The sequence below is a fragment of the Burkholderia sp. CpTa8-5 genome, from assembly GCF_017815045.1.
Lineage (GTDB): Bacteria > Pseudomonadota > Gammaproteobacteria > Burkholderiales > Burkholderiaceae > Burkholderia > Burkholderia sola.
On record NZ_JAGIQD010000002.1, the window covers coordinates 273,638 to 288,399 of the forward strand.

The 14,762-nt window shown below is 66.2% G+C and carries 12 protein-coding genes; 4 read left to right on the forward strand and 8 right to left on the reverse strand.

All coding sequences use genetic code 11. The features are described from left to right. Nucleotides 1–20: 20 nt before the first annotated feature. A complete protein-coding gene (locus J8I35_RS04665; RefSeq protein ID WP_209924630.1) occupies nt 21–1,358 on the reverse strand; it encodes an MFS transporter in 1,338 nt (445 codons plus the stop codon). Between the two features lie 235 nt (nt 1,359–1,593). On the opposite strand from J8I35_RS04665, the gene J8I35_RS04670 reads away from it, so the two are divergent. The 3 genes from J8I35_RS04670 to J8I35_RS04680 are packed head-to-tail and all read left to right on the forward strand — an operon-like array spanning nt 1,594 to nt 6,574. Further along, entirely contained in the window at nt 1,594–1,863 is a 270-nt protein-coding gene (locus tag J8I35_RS04670; protein ID WP_209924631.1) for a PAAR domain-containing protein, read from the forward strand. Then, the gene (gene tssI / locus J8I35_RS04675) at nt 1,864–5,718 is read left to right on the forward strand and encodes a type VI secretion system Vgr family protein (protein WP_209924632.1); all 3,855 of its coding nucleotides are present in this window, start codon (nt 1,864–1,866) and stop codon (nt 5,716–5,718) included. Further along, nucleotides 5,684–6,574: a hypothetical protein gene (locus J8I35_RS04680; RefSeq protein ID WP_245170099.1), complete on the forward strand. Its 891-nt coding sequence runs from the start codon at nt 5,684–5,686 to the stop codon at nt 6,572–6,574. Before tssI ends, J8I35_RS04680 begins: the two co-directional genes overlap by 35 nt. A gap of 148 nt (nt 6,575–6,722) precedes the next feature. Here the strand turns inward: J8I35_RS04680 and J8I35_RS04685 are convergent, their stop codons facing one another. The 7 genes from J8I35_RS04685 to J8I35_RS04715 are packed head-to-tail and all read right to left on the reverse strand — an operon-like array spanning nt 6,723 to nt 13,550. Next, nucleotides 6,723–7,769 (reverse strand): ABC transporter substrate-binding protein, encoded by a 1,047-nt coding sequence (locus tag J8I35_RS04685; protein WP_209924633.1) that lies wholly within the window; start codon nt 7,767–7,769, stop codon nt 6,723–6,725. Next, entirely contained in the window at nt 7,766–8,917 is a 1,152-nt protein-coding gene (locus tag J8I35_RS04690; RefSeq protein WP_050014434.1) for an FAD-binding oxidoreductase, read from the reverse strand. The genes J8I35_RS04685 and J8I35_RS04690 overlap by 4 nt, the downstream gene beginning before the upstream one ends. Beyond that, a complete protein-coding gene (locus J8I35_RS04695; RefSeq protein WP_209924634.1) occupies nt 8,910–10,352 on the reverse strand; it encodes an NAD(P)/FAD-dependent oxidoreductase in 1,443 nt (480 codons plus the stop codon). The genes J8I35_RS04690 and J8I35_RS04695 overlap by 8 nt, the downstream gene beginning before the upstream one ends. Then, nucleotides 10,349–10,696, reverse strand: a complete 348-nt coding sequence (locus J8I35_RS04700) for a (2Fe-2S)-binding protein (protein ID WP_209924635.1) — start codon at nt 10,694–10,696, stop codon at nt 10,349–10,351. Before J8I35_RS04700 ends, J8I35_RS04695 begins: the two co-directional genes overlap by 4 nt. Continuing rightward, nucleotides 10,696–11,490: an ABC transporter permease gene (locus tag J8I35_RS04705; RefSeq protein ID WP_089436034.1), complete on the reverse strand. Its 795-nt coding sequence runs from the start codon at nt 11,488–11,490 to the stop codon at nt 10,696–10,698. Before J8I35_RS04705 ends, J8I35_RS04700 begins: the two co-directional genes overlap by 1 nt. Next, a complete protein-coding gene (locus tag J8I35_RS04710; RefSeq protein ID WP_050014438.1) occupies nt 11,487–12,467 on the reverse strand; it encodes an ABC transporter permease in 981 nt (326 codons plus the stop codon). Before J8I35_RS04710 ends, J8I35_RS04705 begins: the two co-directional genes overlap by 4 nt. Continuing rightward, the gene (locus tag J8I35_RS04715; protein WP_089489048.1) at nt 12,468–13,550 is read right to left on the reverse strand and encodes an ABC transporter ATP-binding protein; all 1,083 of its coding nucleotides are present in this window, start codon (nt 13,548–13,550) and stop codon (nt 12,468–12,470) included. Nucleotides 13,551–13,844: 294 nt separating this feature from the next. Between J8I35_RS04715 and J8I35_RS04720 the strand changes: the two genes are divergently transcribed. Then, nucleotides 13,845–14,741 carry an IclR family transcriptional regulator gene (locus J8I35_RS04720; RefSeq protein ID WP_209924636.1) on the forward strand — a complete coding sequence of 299 codons (897 nt, stop codon included), beginning with the start codon at nt 13,845–13,847 and terminating at the stop codon, nt 14,739–14,741. Nucleotides 14,742–14,762 lie beyond the last annotated feature (21 nt).

Sequence of the window (14,762 nt, forward strand, 5' to 3'; positions counted from 1 at the left end):
GGCCGGCGCCGGCCGCGCGCTCATGCCGTGTCGCCGCGCGTGCCGGCTGCCGGCACGGCACGCGTCTCGCGCATCACGCACAGCGTCGCGACCGTGACGAGGCCGAGCGCAATGAGGAACAGCGACACGGGCCACGACGCGTGATAGCGCGCGAGCAGCGCGGTCGCAATCAGCGGCGACATCCCGCCCGCGAAGATCGACGCGACCTCATGACCGAGCGCGACGCCCGAGTAGCGCACTTCGGTGCTGAACAGTTCGCCGACGAGTGCCGGCAGCGTGCCGATCATCGCGCCGTGGCTCACCGCCGTGCCGACCGTCAGCGCGAGCCACACGAGCGGCGTCACGCGCGTGTCGAGCAGCCAGAAGAACGGAAACGCGCATGCGATGAGGCTCAGCGCGCCGATCAGGTACACGGGCTTGCGGCCGATCCGGTCGGACAGCCGGCCCCAGGCGAGCATCGCGCCCATCTCCACGACCATCGCGATCATCACGCCGGTCAGCATCGTGCCGTTCGGAATCCCGACGTATTTTCCATAGACGAGCGAGAACGCGAGGAAGATGTAGGCGCCGCCGTTCTCGGCCACGCGCAGCCCCATCGCGAGCAGGATTTCCTTCGGATGACGGCGGACGCACTCGACGATCGGCAAGTGCATGTGTGCGCCGCGCTTGCCGGCCTGCTCGAAGTCGCGGCTTTCCGGCAGATGGCGGCGGATGTAGATGCCGATCGCGAAGATCGCGATGCTCGCGAGGAACGGCAGCCGCCAGGCCCATGTGCGGAACATGTCGTCCGGCAGCGCCTGCGCGGCGAGAAACGCGGCCGACGACAGCACGAAGCCGCCGCCCACGCCGAGCTGGCTCCACGCCGCGTAATAGCCGCGCTGCTCGGGCGGCGCGTTCTCGCTGATCATCAGCACGCCGCCGCCCCATTCTCCGCCGGACGCGATGCCCTGCAGCAGGCGCAGCACGACGAGTGCGGCCGGCGCCCACAGGCCGACCTGCGCATAGGTCGGCAGCAGGCCGATCGCGAACGTCGACGCACCCATGATCAGCAGCGTCCATACGAGCGACGCCTTGCGCCCGTAGCGATCGCCGACGTGGCCGAACACGATCCCGCCGAGCGGCCGCGCGACGAAGCCGAGCGCGAACGCCGCGAACGCGGCGAGACTGCCGGCGAGCGGCGAGGCGCCGGGCGGAAAGAACACGTGGCCGAACACGAGCGCCGCGGCCGTGCCGTAGACGAAAAAGTCATACCATTCCATCGCGTTGCCGGCGACGGAGGCGATGACGATCCGGCGTAGTTGCCGGTCGGCGAGCGGCCGGGCGGCGCTCGGGGATTGCACGGTGTCGGTCGGGTACATGGCGGACTCTGAAGGGGGAGGCAGGCGCGTGCCGTCTGTTGCAGCACTGCGGGCTAGTGTTGTCGGCCCCGCCGGCCCCGGTCAAATCCGCAGAAAAAGGGGAGTGTCATCACTCCGGCAAATGATGGGTGCGTACCAGCCGTGCGATCAGGACCGGAAAAATCGTATTCATCCTATAGGCGACACAGCATTTCCACGTTATCAATCTCGATCCACGTGAGATGTGAGATCGCTGATGAAGAATGCACAAGGCCACGAAATGGTTCGCCTGGGAGACGCCACCGATCATGGCGGCGAAGTCATCGAATGCGCGAACGACCTGAAACATCTCGGAGTCGGCGTCGCGCTTGACGGCCATAGTGTTCGTTGTCGGAAATGCGGCGGTGTTTTCCCGCTGCTGGCAACCGGTTTGCGCACACATCGCGGCCGGCGCGTCGGCTATCGCGGCGACAAGACCGGCTGCGGTGCGATCGTTATCGGTCCGCTAACGACGGGGGCCGTGTAAATGACGATGTTTGCGCAAGCTCGCACGCTGTCACTCGCGGGTGCGGCGCTGCCGACCTATGGCATGGATGCGCTGCCGGTCTTCGTTCCCGTACGCTTGCAAGGGTCCGAAACGATCGGTCGAATCGATGAATGCCGCTACCTCGTCACGTTGCGAACCGATGACGCCTATGCGTTCTCCCCCAGTCGCACAGCTGATGTTGATCTGGACAAACTAGTCGGTACGGAAGTCACCGTGTCGATCCAGCTTGAAGGCAAGGGGCAGTTCATTCCGGGGCTCGCGGGTGCCGAGGGGCTCGGCAACATCGGCGCGGGCACGCGCGAGATAACGGGGCTGGTCGAAGCGGCCCGAATGACCGGTCAGGATCGCGATGCAATCCTGTACGAACTGGAGCTGCGCCCGTGGCTCTATCGCGCGACCCTCACGCGGGATTGCCGTTTGTTCCAGGATATGACCGTCGTTGAAATCACCGACGCGGTGCTCTCGAAATATCCGTATCCCGTCGACAAGCGTCTGGGTGCATTCCGGGGCGTTTATCCGAAACGCGACGTGCAGCGACAGGCGTTCGAATCGGACTGGGCGTTCCTGCAACGTCTCTGGGAAGAATGGGGAATCTGGTGGTGGTTCGAGCATGACGACGGTCGTCACCGTCTGGTCTTGTCTGACGCGATGGGCGGTCACCGCCCGCACGGGGCCGCCTATGAGACGCTGCGCTATCTGCCGCCCGGTGGTCGGCGTATCGATGAGGAACACATTCACACGCTGTCCGTGACCAGCCGCCTCACACCGGGCCGGGTGAGCCTGACGGATTACGACTACACACGCCCGCGCGCCGATCTGGCGGCCGTGGTGGACAACCCTCGCCCGAGCGCAAGCGCCGACGGCGAGCTATACGGTTGGGGCGATTACAGCCAGCCGCTCGCGAGCGCGCAAGGGCTCACGGGCCAACCGAACGACACGGCTCGTGAAGCGCACCACTTCGCATACGTTCAACTGGACGCGCAGCGCTGCGCGGGGCGACGCGCGAACGGGAAAGGGAATCTGCGCGGCCTGACGGTCGGGCGCACTTTTACCCTCACCGGCTACCCGCAACTGGCGGCAAACCGTGAATACCTCGTTGTATCGTGCGCGCTCGACATCGAGGAAGTCGCGGGACGGACCAGCGGCGCGCAGGACTATCGCGTTGACGCACGGTTCGAATTGCTGCCGACGAACGAACCGTTCCGTCTGCAACGCAGCGTTCGCAAGCCCGTCATGGGCGGCCCCGAGAAAGCCATCGTCGTCGGCCCGGCCGGGCAGGAAATCTGGACCGACCAATACGGCCGGGTCAAGGTGCAGTTTCAATGGGACCGCGAGGGTCAGCACGACGAGCATTCGGGTATCTGGCTGCGCGTGCTGTCGCCGTGGCAAGGCGTGGACATGGGCGCGACGTTCGTTCCGCGTATCGGCCATGAAGTGGCGGTGTCGCACTACTACGGCGACCCCGACTTGCCGGTGATCATCGGTAGCGCCGTCAACGAGCTCCGCCAGCCCGCGCTGGACTTGCCGAACAATCACGCGGTATCGGTCATTCGCGGCCGGGAACTCGGCGGCATTGCATCCGGCCATCTGGCGATCGACGATACGCGGGAGCAAATCCAGACGCAGCTTGCGAGCGACGCGGGCGCGTCGATGTTGAGTCTCGGCAACCTTCGGCGCATCACCCGGAAGAAAGGCCGCGACGACGCGCGCGGCAAAGGCTTCGATCTGCGCACCGACGACTGGGGTGTCGTTCGGGCGTTGAAGGGACTGTTCATATCAACGGACGGTCAATCGGGTGGCCCCGGCCACGCGAAGGACGCCAAGGAGGCGATCGGCCGGCTGACGCGAGCACGCGAACTGCAGGAAAGCCTTACGAATCTGGCGCAACAGCACGACGCACAACAACGTGATGCCGACCAAAGCGACATCACCCGTGCGATCAAGGCGCGTCACGATGCGATTCGGGGAACACCATCCCGCGGTGCGGATGACTTCCCGGAACTGACGGAACCCGACATTGTGATGGCCGGGTCGGCGGGCATCAGTCTGGCGGCCGAACGTAGCGCGCATATTGCAAGCGCAGAGGATGTGGCGGTCACGAGCGGCCGGCATGTCGGGATTGCCGTGGGGCGATCGCTGTTCGCGAGCGTGTCGAATGCGTTCTCGCTGTTCGTGCACAAGGCGGGCGTGGCGCTCATTGCCGCCGCGGGGAAAGTGCGGATCGAGGCGCGGACCGATGGTGTCGACGTGAGCGCCAGGAAGGCGATCCAGATCACGAGCACGACCGACAGTATCCACCTGCATGCGGCAGAGGAAATCGTGTTGCACGCCGGCAGTACGGAGGTTCGCATCAGCGAACAGGGTTACGTGGTGCGAACGGCCGGCGAGCACACGGTCTATGCCGGCAGTCACCAGACGGACGATGCGCAGGTGCGGCCCATGCGGGTGCCGGTCACCCTCGACAATCCCGGGCAGTATGCGGCGCATTTCGTGCTGTTGGAGCATGACAGCGGGTTCGCACTGCCGAACCAGCCGTACCGGATCACGCTCGACAACGGACGCATGATGGAGGGGGTGAGTAACGAACTGGGCGAAACGGATGTGGTGACGAGCCACGACATCGCGTTCGGCACGGTGGAACTGCTGGCGGCGAGCGATCCGGACAAGGTGATTGCGGTGAACCGGGCCGCCATCGTGCGCGACAACACGACGCCCTACACCGCGCAAGCGCCGAACGCCGACAAACGCACCACGACGATCAAGGGCAAGAAGGTCAGCACCCCGGAACAGGGGGCGACGTCCGCGCGTCAGCCGGCCGCGTTCGCGACCTGCGATCCACTCAACTTCGGGTTGCGGTTCCATCACTTCATCGACGGGGCGAAACAGGGCGATACGCCCCCAGACATGCCGGTGCGCCGTGATGTTGAGTATCCGGTGACGAAGGCCTATACGGCGGCGATCAAGAAGGCACTCAATGGGATTGAGTGGGGCAAGTTCAATACGTTAAGCGGCGAGATATCGGACGAGGCAAGGGAAAGCATCGCGCTTGCGGTCGAAAATATATTGAGCACCGCCCTTACGACGGGTCCGTTTGGATTACCAAGAGGTTCTTCAGGGGATCCAATGAGGTCAAATGGAGTGACCCCAAAGATCGATATTGCTAATGCAACGGAAGGTGTTGACAAATACAACATGCGCTCTGATGTCAGTGCATCATTTGTCGGTAGGTACTGGACAATAGTTATCCAAGAGAGAGAAGTAGATAAAATCGTTAAATCATCGAATAATGCGATTGCCTTGGATGGGGCGCTGAAGGCATTCGCGGACATGCTTTATCACGAAGCGCGACATTGCCAGCAGGCGTTCTGGATGTTGGCGCTATTTAGGCAACATCCAGCCGATTATGCAATGTTTTCCCATGCAACAAAAGTTTACAAGGATGGTACGCGCACGGATGTCTTCAACGTAGCCAAAAAAGCCGCTATCCCAGATGACACGCGTGTGATGGCGGGGCTACATCGCATGTTGATTTTCCATTATTACTGGATGATTTCGCACATGCAAAATCAGACGGGCGGAGCCTATATGAAACCCGATGTGCCAATTGCACAAGCCGAGGTGTGCAAGCTGTTGGGAGTGTCGCCGGAAACGGCGGCGAAGATGGCGAGTTTCGAAGAGGGATACCGGAGCCAGTTACATGAAGAAGATGCTTATGCGTGTGCGGAAGTGGTGCAAGCCTATTGGGACCGCCCTGATCGTGCTTTCGTGCGCAACCCCGGTACATGCACAGGAGGATACGATGCTTCACTTGACGCCATTGGGGGAGGGATTTGAAATGCAGGCGACCGACGAAGAGCAGCGCGTCGCACTGCGCACCATCCTTAAAACAGCAATGGCAATCCTGCGCGATGATGCGCCATACGATCCGAAGAATATTGTCTTTGGGACAAACTACACGACGTGGACGCACCCTCCTGCAAAAGGGTTTCTTTATAAATACAAAAATCGTGCGCTGCGCGGGACGAAGATTGAATTTTCCACTGGCGACGATCCGGAGGACTACAGTGAGGATCGCGATAAAGTGAAAATTGTTCCGGCTGGGGTAAGAATTGTCGTGGACGCAAGAGTTGCCAATCTTCCTGATACGGAAATCAAATCTCTCCTCCAACTAGAGGACTATTGGGTTGACGGGGATGGAAATCGTGAGTACGGGAATGAAATAATGGGGCGCACTCCCGACGCTCCCAATTTGCAGTCTTTTCGTTACCGATCAAAGGATGTTCCGGGTAGCAAATTTCCGATCGACGTCGATCTTGGTTACATCAACCCGATGGATGGATCCTTTCCGCAGCGACTGTGGATAGTTGAGATAAGCCGCATATACAGGATTTTGACACCGGAGGAACGCGAACAGCGCCGCTTGGAAGAGCAACAAGCGAAGCGCCACAAATACGGGTTGATGAATCTGTGTACGGGGATGCTGTGTCCTGAAACGGGGATCTGGCAGGGATACACGAAGACTTCCAGTTCGGATATTCATATGATCCGGAAGGGACATGAATTCCCCGATGTCCGCACGCTGACCCCTCGGGAGCAAGCGGAACGGAAGCAATACACGAACTTGTTTGAGCCGGGTCAATGGATGTGGGTAAAGGAATATGTGGAGCCGGAGTGGATGAAGGAAGGCTGACCTGAAAATTGCAGCACGGGCGGCGGGGCTTCCGACAACAATCTCGCGTTGCGGGACGTCCCCGCCCGCATCCCGGCGTATCGATTCTGGCCTTCATGCGACGTGGCATGGCGCGCTCAGCGCCACGTCGCCCGTACGCCGTCCCGCGTTACCGCTCGATCTGCCGGTTCCACCGCGTATCCCACTGCGCACGGCGCGCGTTGATCGCGGTCCAGTCGACCACGGTCACCTTGCGAACCAGATCGTCGACGTTGCCGAGGCTCTGCTGCATCGCGGCCGGCATCTTCGCGAGACGGTTGGTCGGGATCTGCTTGCCGGCCTCGGCCGCCTTCGTCTGCGCGGGCGCGGACAGCAGGAACTGAGCGAGCTTCTGCGCGAGTTGCGGGTCGGGATTGCTCGCGACCACGCACAGGTCGACGAGCAGCAGCACCGGACCTTCCTTCGGGTTCGCATACGCGACCGGGATGCCCTTGTCCTGCAGGTCGCCGACGCCGGTCGGCGTCAGCGGGAACAGGCCGGCCTCGCCGGTCTGCACCATCTCCGAGATCTTCGCCGAGTTCGGGATGTACTCGACGACGTTCGGCCCGACCGTGCTCGCCCACTTGCCGAAGCCGGGCTCGACGTTCTGTTCGTTGCCGCCGAGCAGCCGGTTGATCGCGAGGAAGCCGTGCAGCCCGAACGTGCTGCTCGACGCCGACTGGAACACGACCTTGCCCTTGTATTTCGGATCGGCGAAATCCATCCACGACGTCGGCGGCGCCCAGCCTTTCTCGGCGAACAGCTTCTTGTTGTAGGCGATGCCGGTCATCCCGAGCTGCACGCCCGCGCCGACGTCGTCCTTCATCCGCGCGAACGGGTACAGCTCCTTCAGCACCGGCGAATCGTCGAGCTTCTGGCACACGCCAAGGCTCACCGCGCGCGCCATCACGCCGTCGTCGAGGAACGCGACGTGGATCTGCGGCTTGTTGCGGTTCGCGAGCAGCTTCGCGAGCACGTCCGACGACGTGCCGGGCACGATCACGACCTTCACGTTGTTCGCCTTCTCGAAGTCGGGCAGCACCTGGCTCGTATAGGCCTTTTCCATCGGCCCGCCGTTCATGCCGACGTAGATCGTCTTCGTTTGCGCGTACGCGGGCGCGCCGACGCCTGCGATGCAGAGGGCGGCGGCGGCCGCGATCGTTCCGAGCAGTTTCATCTTTGTGTTTCCTCTTGACGGAAAGGGGCGGCCGGCATGGCTTGGGGGAAGAAGCGGCCGATCGAGAATGCATCGAGTGGCGTGGCGGTTTCGCCGGTCGTGACGAGATCGGCGAGCACGTCGCCGACGCCCGGCGCGAGCAGGAAGCCGCCGCCGGAAAAGCCGAACGCATGCAGCAGGTTCGGCGTGGTACGGCTCGCGCCGATGATCGGGTTGTGGTCGGGCGTACAGCCTTCGACGCCGCTCCACGTGCGGATCAGCAGCGCGTCGCGCAATGCGGGCAGCAATGCGCAGGCGTCGCGCATCACCGCGCGCGTCGTGTCGACCGACGGCTGGCCGAACTCGCCGTCGCCGCGGCCGCGGCCGCCGCCGATCACGCAGTTGCCGCGCGCGACCTGGCGCGCGTACACGCCGCCGCCATACACGCCGAGGTTGTGCGCGATGAACGGCGGCAGCGGCTCGGTCACCCACATGTTCGGGTAGATCGGCTCCATCGGGACAGCTTCGCCGAAGCGTTCGGCGATCGTGTTCGCCCATGCGCCGGCCGAATTGATCAGCCACGTCGCGGTGTGCGCGCGACCGCCCGCCTGCAAGTGAAAACGTGCGCCATCGTGATGAACCGCGTCGACGGGCGTGTGCTCGAACACGTCGGCGCCCGCTGCGCGGGCCGCGCGCGCGAACGCGGGCGACACGAGGCGCGGGTTCGCATGGCCGTCGGTCTCGCACAGCGAGCCGCCGAGCGCCGCGCGGCCGAGCCACGGGTAGCGGCGGCGGAACGCGTCGCCGCGCATTACCTGCAGCGGCAAGCCGTGTTCGCCGGCGAGCACGGCGTATGCGTCGAGCGCGTCGAGATCGGCATCGCTGCGCGCGAGCCGCAAGTGGCCGGACACGACGAATTCGCCGTCGATGCCGATCAGTTCGGGCAGGTGATTCCAGATGCGCCGCGCCCGCAGCGCGAGCGGCAATTGCTCGGCCGGGCGGCCCTGGCAGCGCACGCCGCCGTAGTTCACGCCGCTCGCCTGCGCGCCGCAGTCGCGCCGCTCGAACAGCCCGACGCGCAGTCCGCGGTGCGTGAGCGCAAGTGCGGCCGACGCGCCGACGAGGCCGCCGCCGACGATCGCGACGTCGTAATGCCGGATCTCACTCATCGCGCGCCTCGTCGGGAATCGCCGCGACGTCGTCGCCCGCGAGCGCGGCCGAGATCGGGAACGGCTTCACGGGTGGTTGCGCACGCAACCGCCCGACGTCGGCGAGCGGCCGGCCGGTTTCGGCGGCCAGCACGAGCGCGGCCGCGTCGCAGCACATGCGGCCCTGGCAGCGGCCCATGCCGACGCGGGTCAGCGCCTTCAGCCGGTTCAATTCGGTCGCCGCGCCTTCGCGCACGCAGCGGCGCAGCGTGCCCGCGTCGATCTCCTCGCAGCGGCACACGATCGTGTCGTCGGGGCAGCGGGCAGCCTGGTCGGCCGGCAGCGCGAACGCCGCCTCGAGGCCCGCGCGGAATGCGCCGATGCGGGCGAGCGTGCGCTCGAGCGCCGCCGCATCGGGCTGGCCGGGCGGCGAGCGCGATGCGACGCCGGCATCGTCGAGCAGCGCGAGCGCCGCACGCCGGCCCGACGCTTCGGCCGCGTCGGCGCCTGCGATGCCCGCGCCGTCGCCGGCGACGTAGACGCCACGTACCGACGTGCGACCGGCCGCGTCGCGTTCGGGCAGCCACGCGCGATTGAGCGGGTCGAATTCGAACCGGCAGCCGGCGAGATCGGCGAGCTGCGTTTCGGCGCGCAGGCCGAAGCCGAGGCCGAGCGCATCGCAGTCGAGCACGCGCGGTGGCGTGGGCTGCGCGTCGTCTCCGGCGGCGCGCCATGCGATCCCCGTCACGTGCTGTTCGCCGAGCACGCGTTCGAACGTGACACCCGTTTCGATCGCGACACCATGCGCACGCAGCCAGCCGTTGTAGTAGAGCCCTTTCGCGAAGATCGACGGCATGCGCAGCAGCGCGGGCGCGGCGGCGGCCTGGCGGCGCAGCGGGCTCGTGTCGAGTACGGCCGCGACGTGTGCGCCGGCCTTCGCATACTGGTAAGCGACGAGGTAAAGCAGCGGCCCGGTGCCCGCGAACACGATGCGTCGGCCGATCGCGCAGCCCTGCGCCTTCAGCGCGACCTGCGCGCCGCCGAGCGTATAGACGCCCGCGAGCGTCCAGCCGGGCACGGGCAGCATGCGGTCGGTCGCGCCGCTCGCGACGATCAGGTGCGAGTACGGCACCGTCACTTCGCGGCCGTCCTGCAGCGTGTCGACGCGGCCCGCGCCGCACGACCACGCCAGCGTGTTCGGCCGATAGTCGACGTGCGGCAGCAGCGCGGCCATCGTCCGGTGCACCGCGTCGGCCTTCGCGGCCTCGAAGCCGTACAGCGTGCGCTTGCCGCGCACGAACGCGGCGTCGGCCGGCGGTTGACGATAGATCTGTCCGCCCCAGCGCGCGTTCTCGTCGATCACGACCGGGCGCAGCCCGGCGTCGACGAGTGCCTCGGCCGCGCGCACGCCGGCCGGCCCCGCGCCGACGATCACCGGTTGCAGTGCGGCGCTCACGATGCGTCTCCGGTCGCGGCCGGCCGGGCGGCCGTGAGAATCCGCATGCCTTCGGCGATCGGCGTCGAGCACGCGCGCACGCGTGCGCCGGCTTCGGTGCGCACCCAACAGTCCTGGCAGGCGCCGATCAGGCAGAACCCCGCGCGCGGCTGCCCGCTGAATTCGCTGGCGCGTACGCGACGCTGCGCGACGAGGATCGCGGTGAGCACGGTGTCGCCGGCAAGCGCGTGCGCAGGCCGGCCGTCGAGCGTGAACGCGACGGCGGCGCGCTCGCGTTCGGCGACGCGCACGAACTGCGCGCCGTCGTCCGCGATGCCGGGGGAACGGGAAACGGGAGTCGTCATCAATGTTGGCCGATCAGGATGCGGTTCAGGCCGTACACGCGATCGAGCAGCAGCATCGCGCCGGCGGTGATGAAGATGACGAGCGCCGATACCGACGCCATCATCGGATCGATCGATTCGGTCGCGTACATGTACATGCGTACGGGCAGCGTGACCGTCTGCGGCGACGTGACGAAGATCGACATCGTCAGCTCGTCGAAGCTGTTGATGAACGCGAGCAGCCAGCCGCCGGTGATGCCCGGCACGATCATCGGCAGCGTGATGCGGCGGAACGTCGTCCACGGGTCCGCGCCGAGCGAGCACGCGGCCTGCTCGATGCTGCGGTCGAGGCCCGCGACGGACGCGAGCACGAGCCGCATCACGAACGGCGTGATGACGATCATGTGCGCGAGCACCAGCCACGCGAACGAGCCGGTCGCGCCGATCAGCGCGAAGAAGCGCAGCAGCGCGATGCCGAGCACGAGACCGGGAATCACGAGCGGCGACAGCAGCAGCCCGTTCAGGAATGCGCGGCCGGGAAACGTCGCGCGGCCGATCGCGAGGCCGGCCGGCAACGCGATCGCGAGCGACAGTGTTGCCGACGCGAACGCGAGCTTCACGCTGTTGACGAACGCGGTGACGAAGTCGGGATAGTCGAGGATCGCGCGGAACCAGCGCAGCGACACGCCGCGGGTCGGCAGCGTCAGCGTTTCGTCGGGCGTGAACGCGACCAGCACGACGATCGCGAGCGGCGCGAGCACGAACAGGATCACGAGCGTGTGGAAGGCAAGGGCGAAGGGGCCGTTCTTTCTCATCGCGATGCGCCTCCGAGGCTGCGCGCGTAGCGGCGTTCGAGCACGCGGTAGTAGGTGAGCATCACGACGAGGTTCGCGGCGAGCAGCAGCACCGCGATCGTCGCGCCGAGCGGCCAGTTCAGCGAGCCGAGGAATTCGTCGTAGACGGCCGTGGCCGCGACCTTCAGCCGGCGTCCGCCGAGCAGGCCCGGAATCGCGAACGCGCTCGCCGACAGCCCGAACACCATCAGGCTGCCCGACAGCACGCCGGGCATCAGTTGCGGCACGACGATGCGGCGCAGCGTCGTGAACGGCGACGCGCCGAGCGACAGCGCCGCGTGTTCGGTCTGCGGATCGAGCCGCTGCAGCGCGGTCCACACGGGAATCACCATGAACGGCAGCATCACGTGCACCAGCGCGACCACGATCGCGAACGTCGTGTATTCGAGCTTGTACGGCCCGAGCCCGACGAGCCCGAGCGCCTGGTTCACGAGGCCGCTCGTGTTCAGCAGCATGCTCCAGCCGAACGCGCGCACGACCACCGACACGAGCAGCGGCGCGAGGATCGCGAGCAGGAACAGCGAACGCCACGGGTCGCGCATCTTCGACAGCACGTACGCTTCCGGCGTGCCGATCGCGACGCAGATCGCGGTCGTCAGCGCGGCGATGCCGAACGTGCGCGCGAAGATCGTGTGGAAGTACGACGAGCCGAGCACTTCCGCGTAGTTGCCGAACTGGAACGCGGCGATCGGGCCGGTGGCCGGGTCGAACCGGTAGAACGTCAGCACGAACGTCATCGCGAGCGGCGCGAGCACGAGCGCGGCGAACAGCGCGAAGGCCGGCGCGCACATCAGCCACAGCGGCGCGTGGGCGCGCCAGCTCGCACGCGGCGCGTTACCGCCGACGGTGCGGAGCGATACCGCATCGGCGGCGGCCGGGGCGGCCGCGAGCCCGGCCGGCGCGCCGTCGGTCGAGAGCGGGCGGGAAGGCTGTCCCATTCAGGCCTCCCGGCGCATCACGCGCACGGCATCGCTGTGCCAGTCGATGCCGACCGGCGCGCCTTCCTCGAGCGGCTCCGCGCCTTCGTTCTGGCAGCACACGAGCACTTCGCCGAGCGCGCTGTCGACGCGGTACAGCCACTGGCTGCCGAGGAAGAATCGGCTCGTGACGGTCGCGGCGAAGCGGCCGGCGTCGGGCGCGCACAGCCGCAGCTTCTCGGGGCGGATGCAGACCGACACCGCGTCGCCCACGCGCACGTCGCGTTCGCGCGGCGGCAGGTGCGCGGTGCGGCCGGTCTCGGCGAGATCGTGTCCGAGGTCGATGCGGATCGCGTCGCCGTCGTGTGCGACGATCGTGCCGGGCAGCAGGTTCGCCTTGCCGATGAACTGCGACACGAAATGATTCTCCGGGCGTTCGTACGCGCGGTACGGCGTATCGGTCTGCGTGATGCGGCCGGCTTCCATCACGACCACGCGGTCGCTGATCGACAGCGCTTCCGACTGATCATGCGTGACCATGATCGTCGTCGTGCCGATCTTGCGCTGGATCGCGCGCAGCTCGAACTGCATGTCCTCGCGCAGCTTCGCGTCGAGGTTCGACATCGGTTCGTCGAGCAGCAGCACCGGCGGCTCGATCACGACCGCACGCGCGATCGCCACGCGCTGCCGTTGGCCGCCCGACAGCTCGCGCGGAAAGCGGTGTGCGAGCGCGTCGAGGCGCACGAGCGCGAGCGCCGCGCGGATGCGCTCCGTGCGCTCGGCCTTGTCGACGCCGCGCATGTCGAGGCCGAAGCCGACGTTCTCCGCGACGCTCATGTGCGGAAACAGCGCATAGCTCTGGAACACGATGCCGAGCCCACGGCGGTTCGGCTTCAGGTGCGTGATGTCCTGCCCGTCGAGCGCGATGCGGCCGCGCGTGACGTCGACGAAGCCGGCGATCATCTGCAGCGTGGTGGTCTTGCCGCAGCCGGACGGCCCGAGCAGCGACACGAATTCGCCTTGTTCGACCGACAGGTTGACGTCCGCGACGGCGGTGAGTTCGCCGAAGGTTTTCGTCAGATCCGTAAGCGTGAGAAACGACATGGGGAGCTCCGGGTTCGCACACCGCATGGCCGGTGCGCCGATGACGCGGACTCTAGCCAGCCATATTTGGGAGCGTCAATTTCGAATTCTGCTGAACGGGATGAATTTCTGAAAAATTCCATTCAATGGAACGACCGGGAAAATCGCCGGCGAATCATTCCGGTGGATGAAGGGGGGGCGACCCGCAAAACGCGCGCGTCAATCCCGTGCACACCCGGATGCCCGTGGATTTTCGACCGGACGACAATGGCGGCTAGCGTATTCCGTTCAATGAAATCGTCGAGGAGAGCCGGCATGCAGGAACCCCATTCGACCGGAACGTCGCCGGCAGCCCGGACGCCGCGCCCGGACGAGGACGCCGTCGACCCGGCCGATGCGGCCGGCGCGCCGGGCACCGGCATGCTGCAGCGTGCGTTCGCGATCCTGCGCGCGCTGGCCGGCATGCAGCAGGACGGCGTGCGCGTCACGCATTTGGCGAAAGCCGTCGGCCTCACGCAGGGCACCGCGCATCGGATCTTGCAATCGCTGATTGCCGAAGGGATGGTCGAACAGGACGAGCAGTCGAAGCTGTACCGGCTGAGCGTCGACTTCTTCGCGCTCGCCGCGCTGGCCGGCAACCCGAGCAGCATGCGCACGCTGTGCCGGCCCGCGCTGCTGCGACTGTGCGCGAGCCTCGGCGAAACCATCTTCCTGCTCGTGAAGAGCGGCTTCGACGCCGTGTGTCTCGACCTGTGCGAAGGGCCGTTTCCGATCCGCTCGTTTACCGGCGACATCGGCGGGCGCATCGCGCTCGGTGTCGGGCAGGGCAGCCTCGCGATCCTCGCGTTCCTGCCCGAGGCCGAACGCGAGGAGGTGATCCGCTTCAACGTGCCGCGCCTCCGCGGCTACGGCGTGCTCGACGAGGTGTATCTGCGCACCGAGATCGAACGCGTGCGGCAACTCGGCTACGCGGGCCGCAACAGCGGCGTGCTCGACGGGATGGCCGGCGTCGCGGTGCCGATCCTCGATCGCACCGGCTATCCGGTCGGCGCGCTGAGCGTCGGCACGCTCGCGTCGCGGCTCGGCGACGATCGGATGCCGATGGTCGTCGAACTGCTGCGGCGGCAGGCCGATGCGATCGGGCCGCGCACCAATCCGTTCGACGCCGCGTTGCGGCGGCCGATGCACGGGTTATCGGGGAAAACCATCTAGCGCGCGTCGCGCGTCACGCGT

What these genes read in the sequence shown, in the direction of transcription:
- J8I35_RS04665 (WP_209924630.1), bottom strand. Translation starts at nt 1,358, where the DNA reads ATGTACCCGACCGACACCGTGCAATCCCCGAGCGCCGCCCGGCCGCTC.
- J8I35_RS04670 (WP_209924631.1), top strand. Translation starts at nt 1,594, where the DNA reads ATGAAGAATGCACAAGGCCACGAAATGGTTCGCCTGGGAGACGCCACC.
- tssI (WP_209924632.1), top strand. Translation starts at nt 1,864, where the DNA reads ATGACGATGTTTGCGCAAGCTCGCACGCTGTCACTCGCGGGTGCGGCG.
- J8I35_RS04680 (WP_245170099.1), top strand. Translation starts at nt 5,684, where the DNA reads ATGCTTCACTTGACGCCATTGGGGGAGGGATTTGAAATGCAGGCGACC.
- J8I35_RS04685 (WP_209924633.1), bottom strand. Translation starts at nt 7,769, where the DNA reads ATGAAACTGCTCGGAACGATCGCGGCCGCCGCCGCCCTCTGCATCGCA.
- J8I35_RS04690 (WP_050014434.1), bottom strand. Translation starts at nt 8,917, where the DNA reads ATGAGTGAGATCCGGCATTACGACGTCGCGATCGTCGGCGGCGGCCTC.
- J8I35_RS04700 (WP_209924635.1), bottom strand. Translation starts at nt 10,696, where the DNA reads ATGACGACTCCCGTTTCCCGTTCCCCCGGCATCGCGGACGACGGCGCG.
- J8I35_RS04705 (WP_089436034.1), bottom strand. Translation starts at nt 11,490, where the DNA reads ATGAGAAAGAACGGCCCCTTCGCCCTTGCCTTCCACACGCTCGTGATC.
- J8I35_RS04710 (WP_050014438.1), bottom strand. Translation starts at nt 12,467, where the DNA reads ATGGGACAGCCTTCCCGCCCGCTCTCGACCGACGGCGCGCCGGCCGGG.
- J8I35_RS04715 (WP_089489048.1), bottom strand. Translation starts at nt 13,550, where the DNA reads ATGTCGTTTCTCACGCTTACGGATCTGACGAAAACCTTCGGCGAACTC.
- J8I35_RS04720 (WP_209924636.1), top strand. Translation starts at nt 13,845, where the DNA reads ATGCAGGAACCCCATTCGACCGGAACGTCGCCGGCAGCCCGGACGCCG.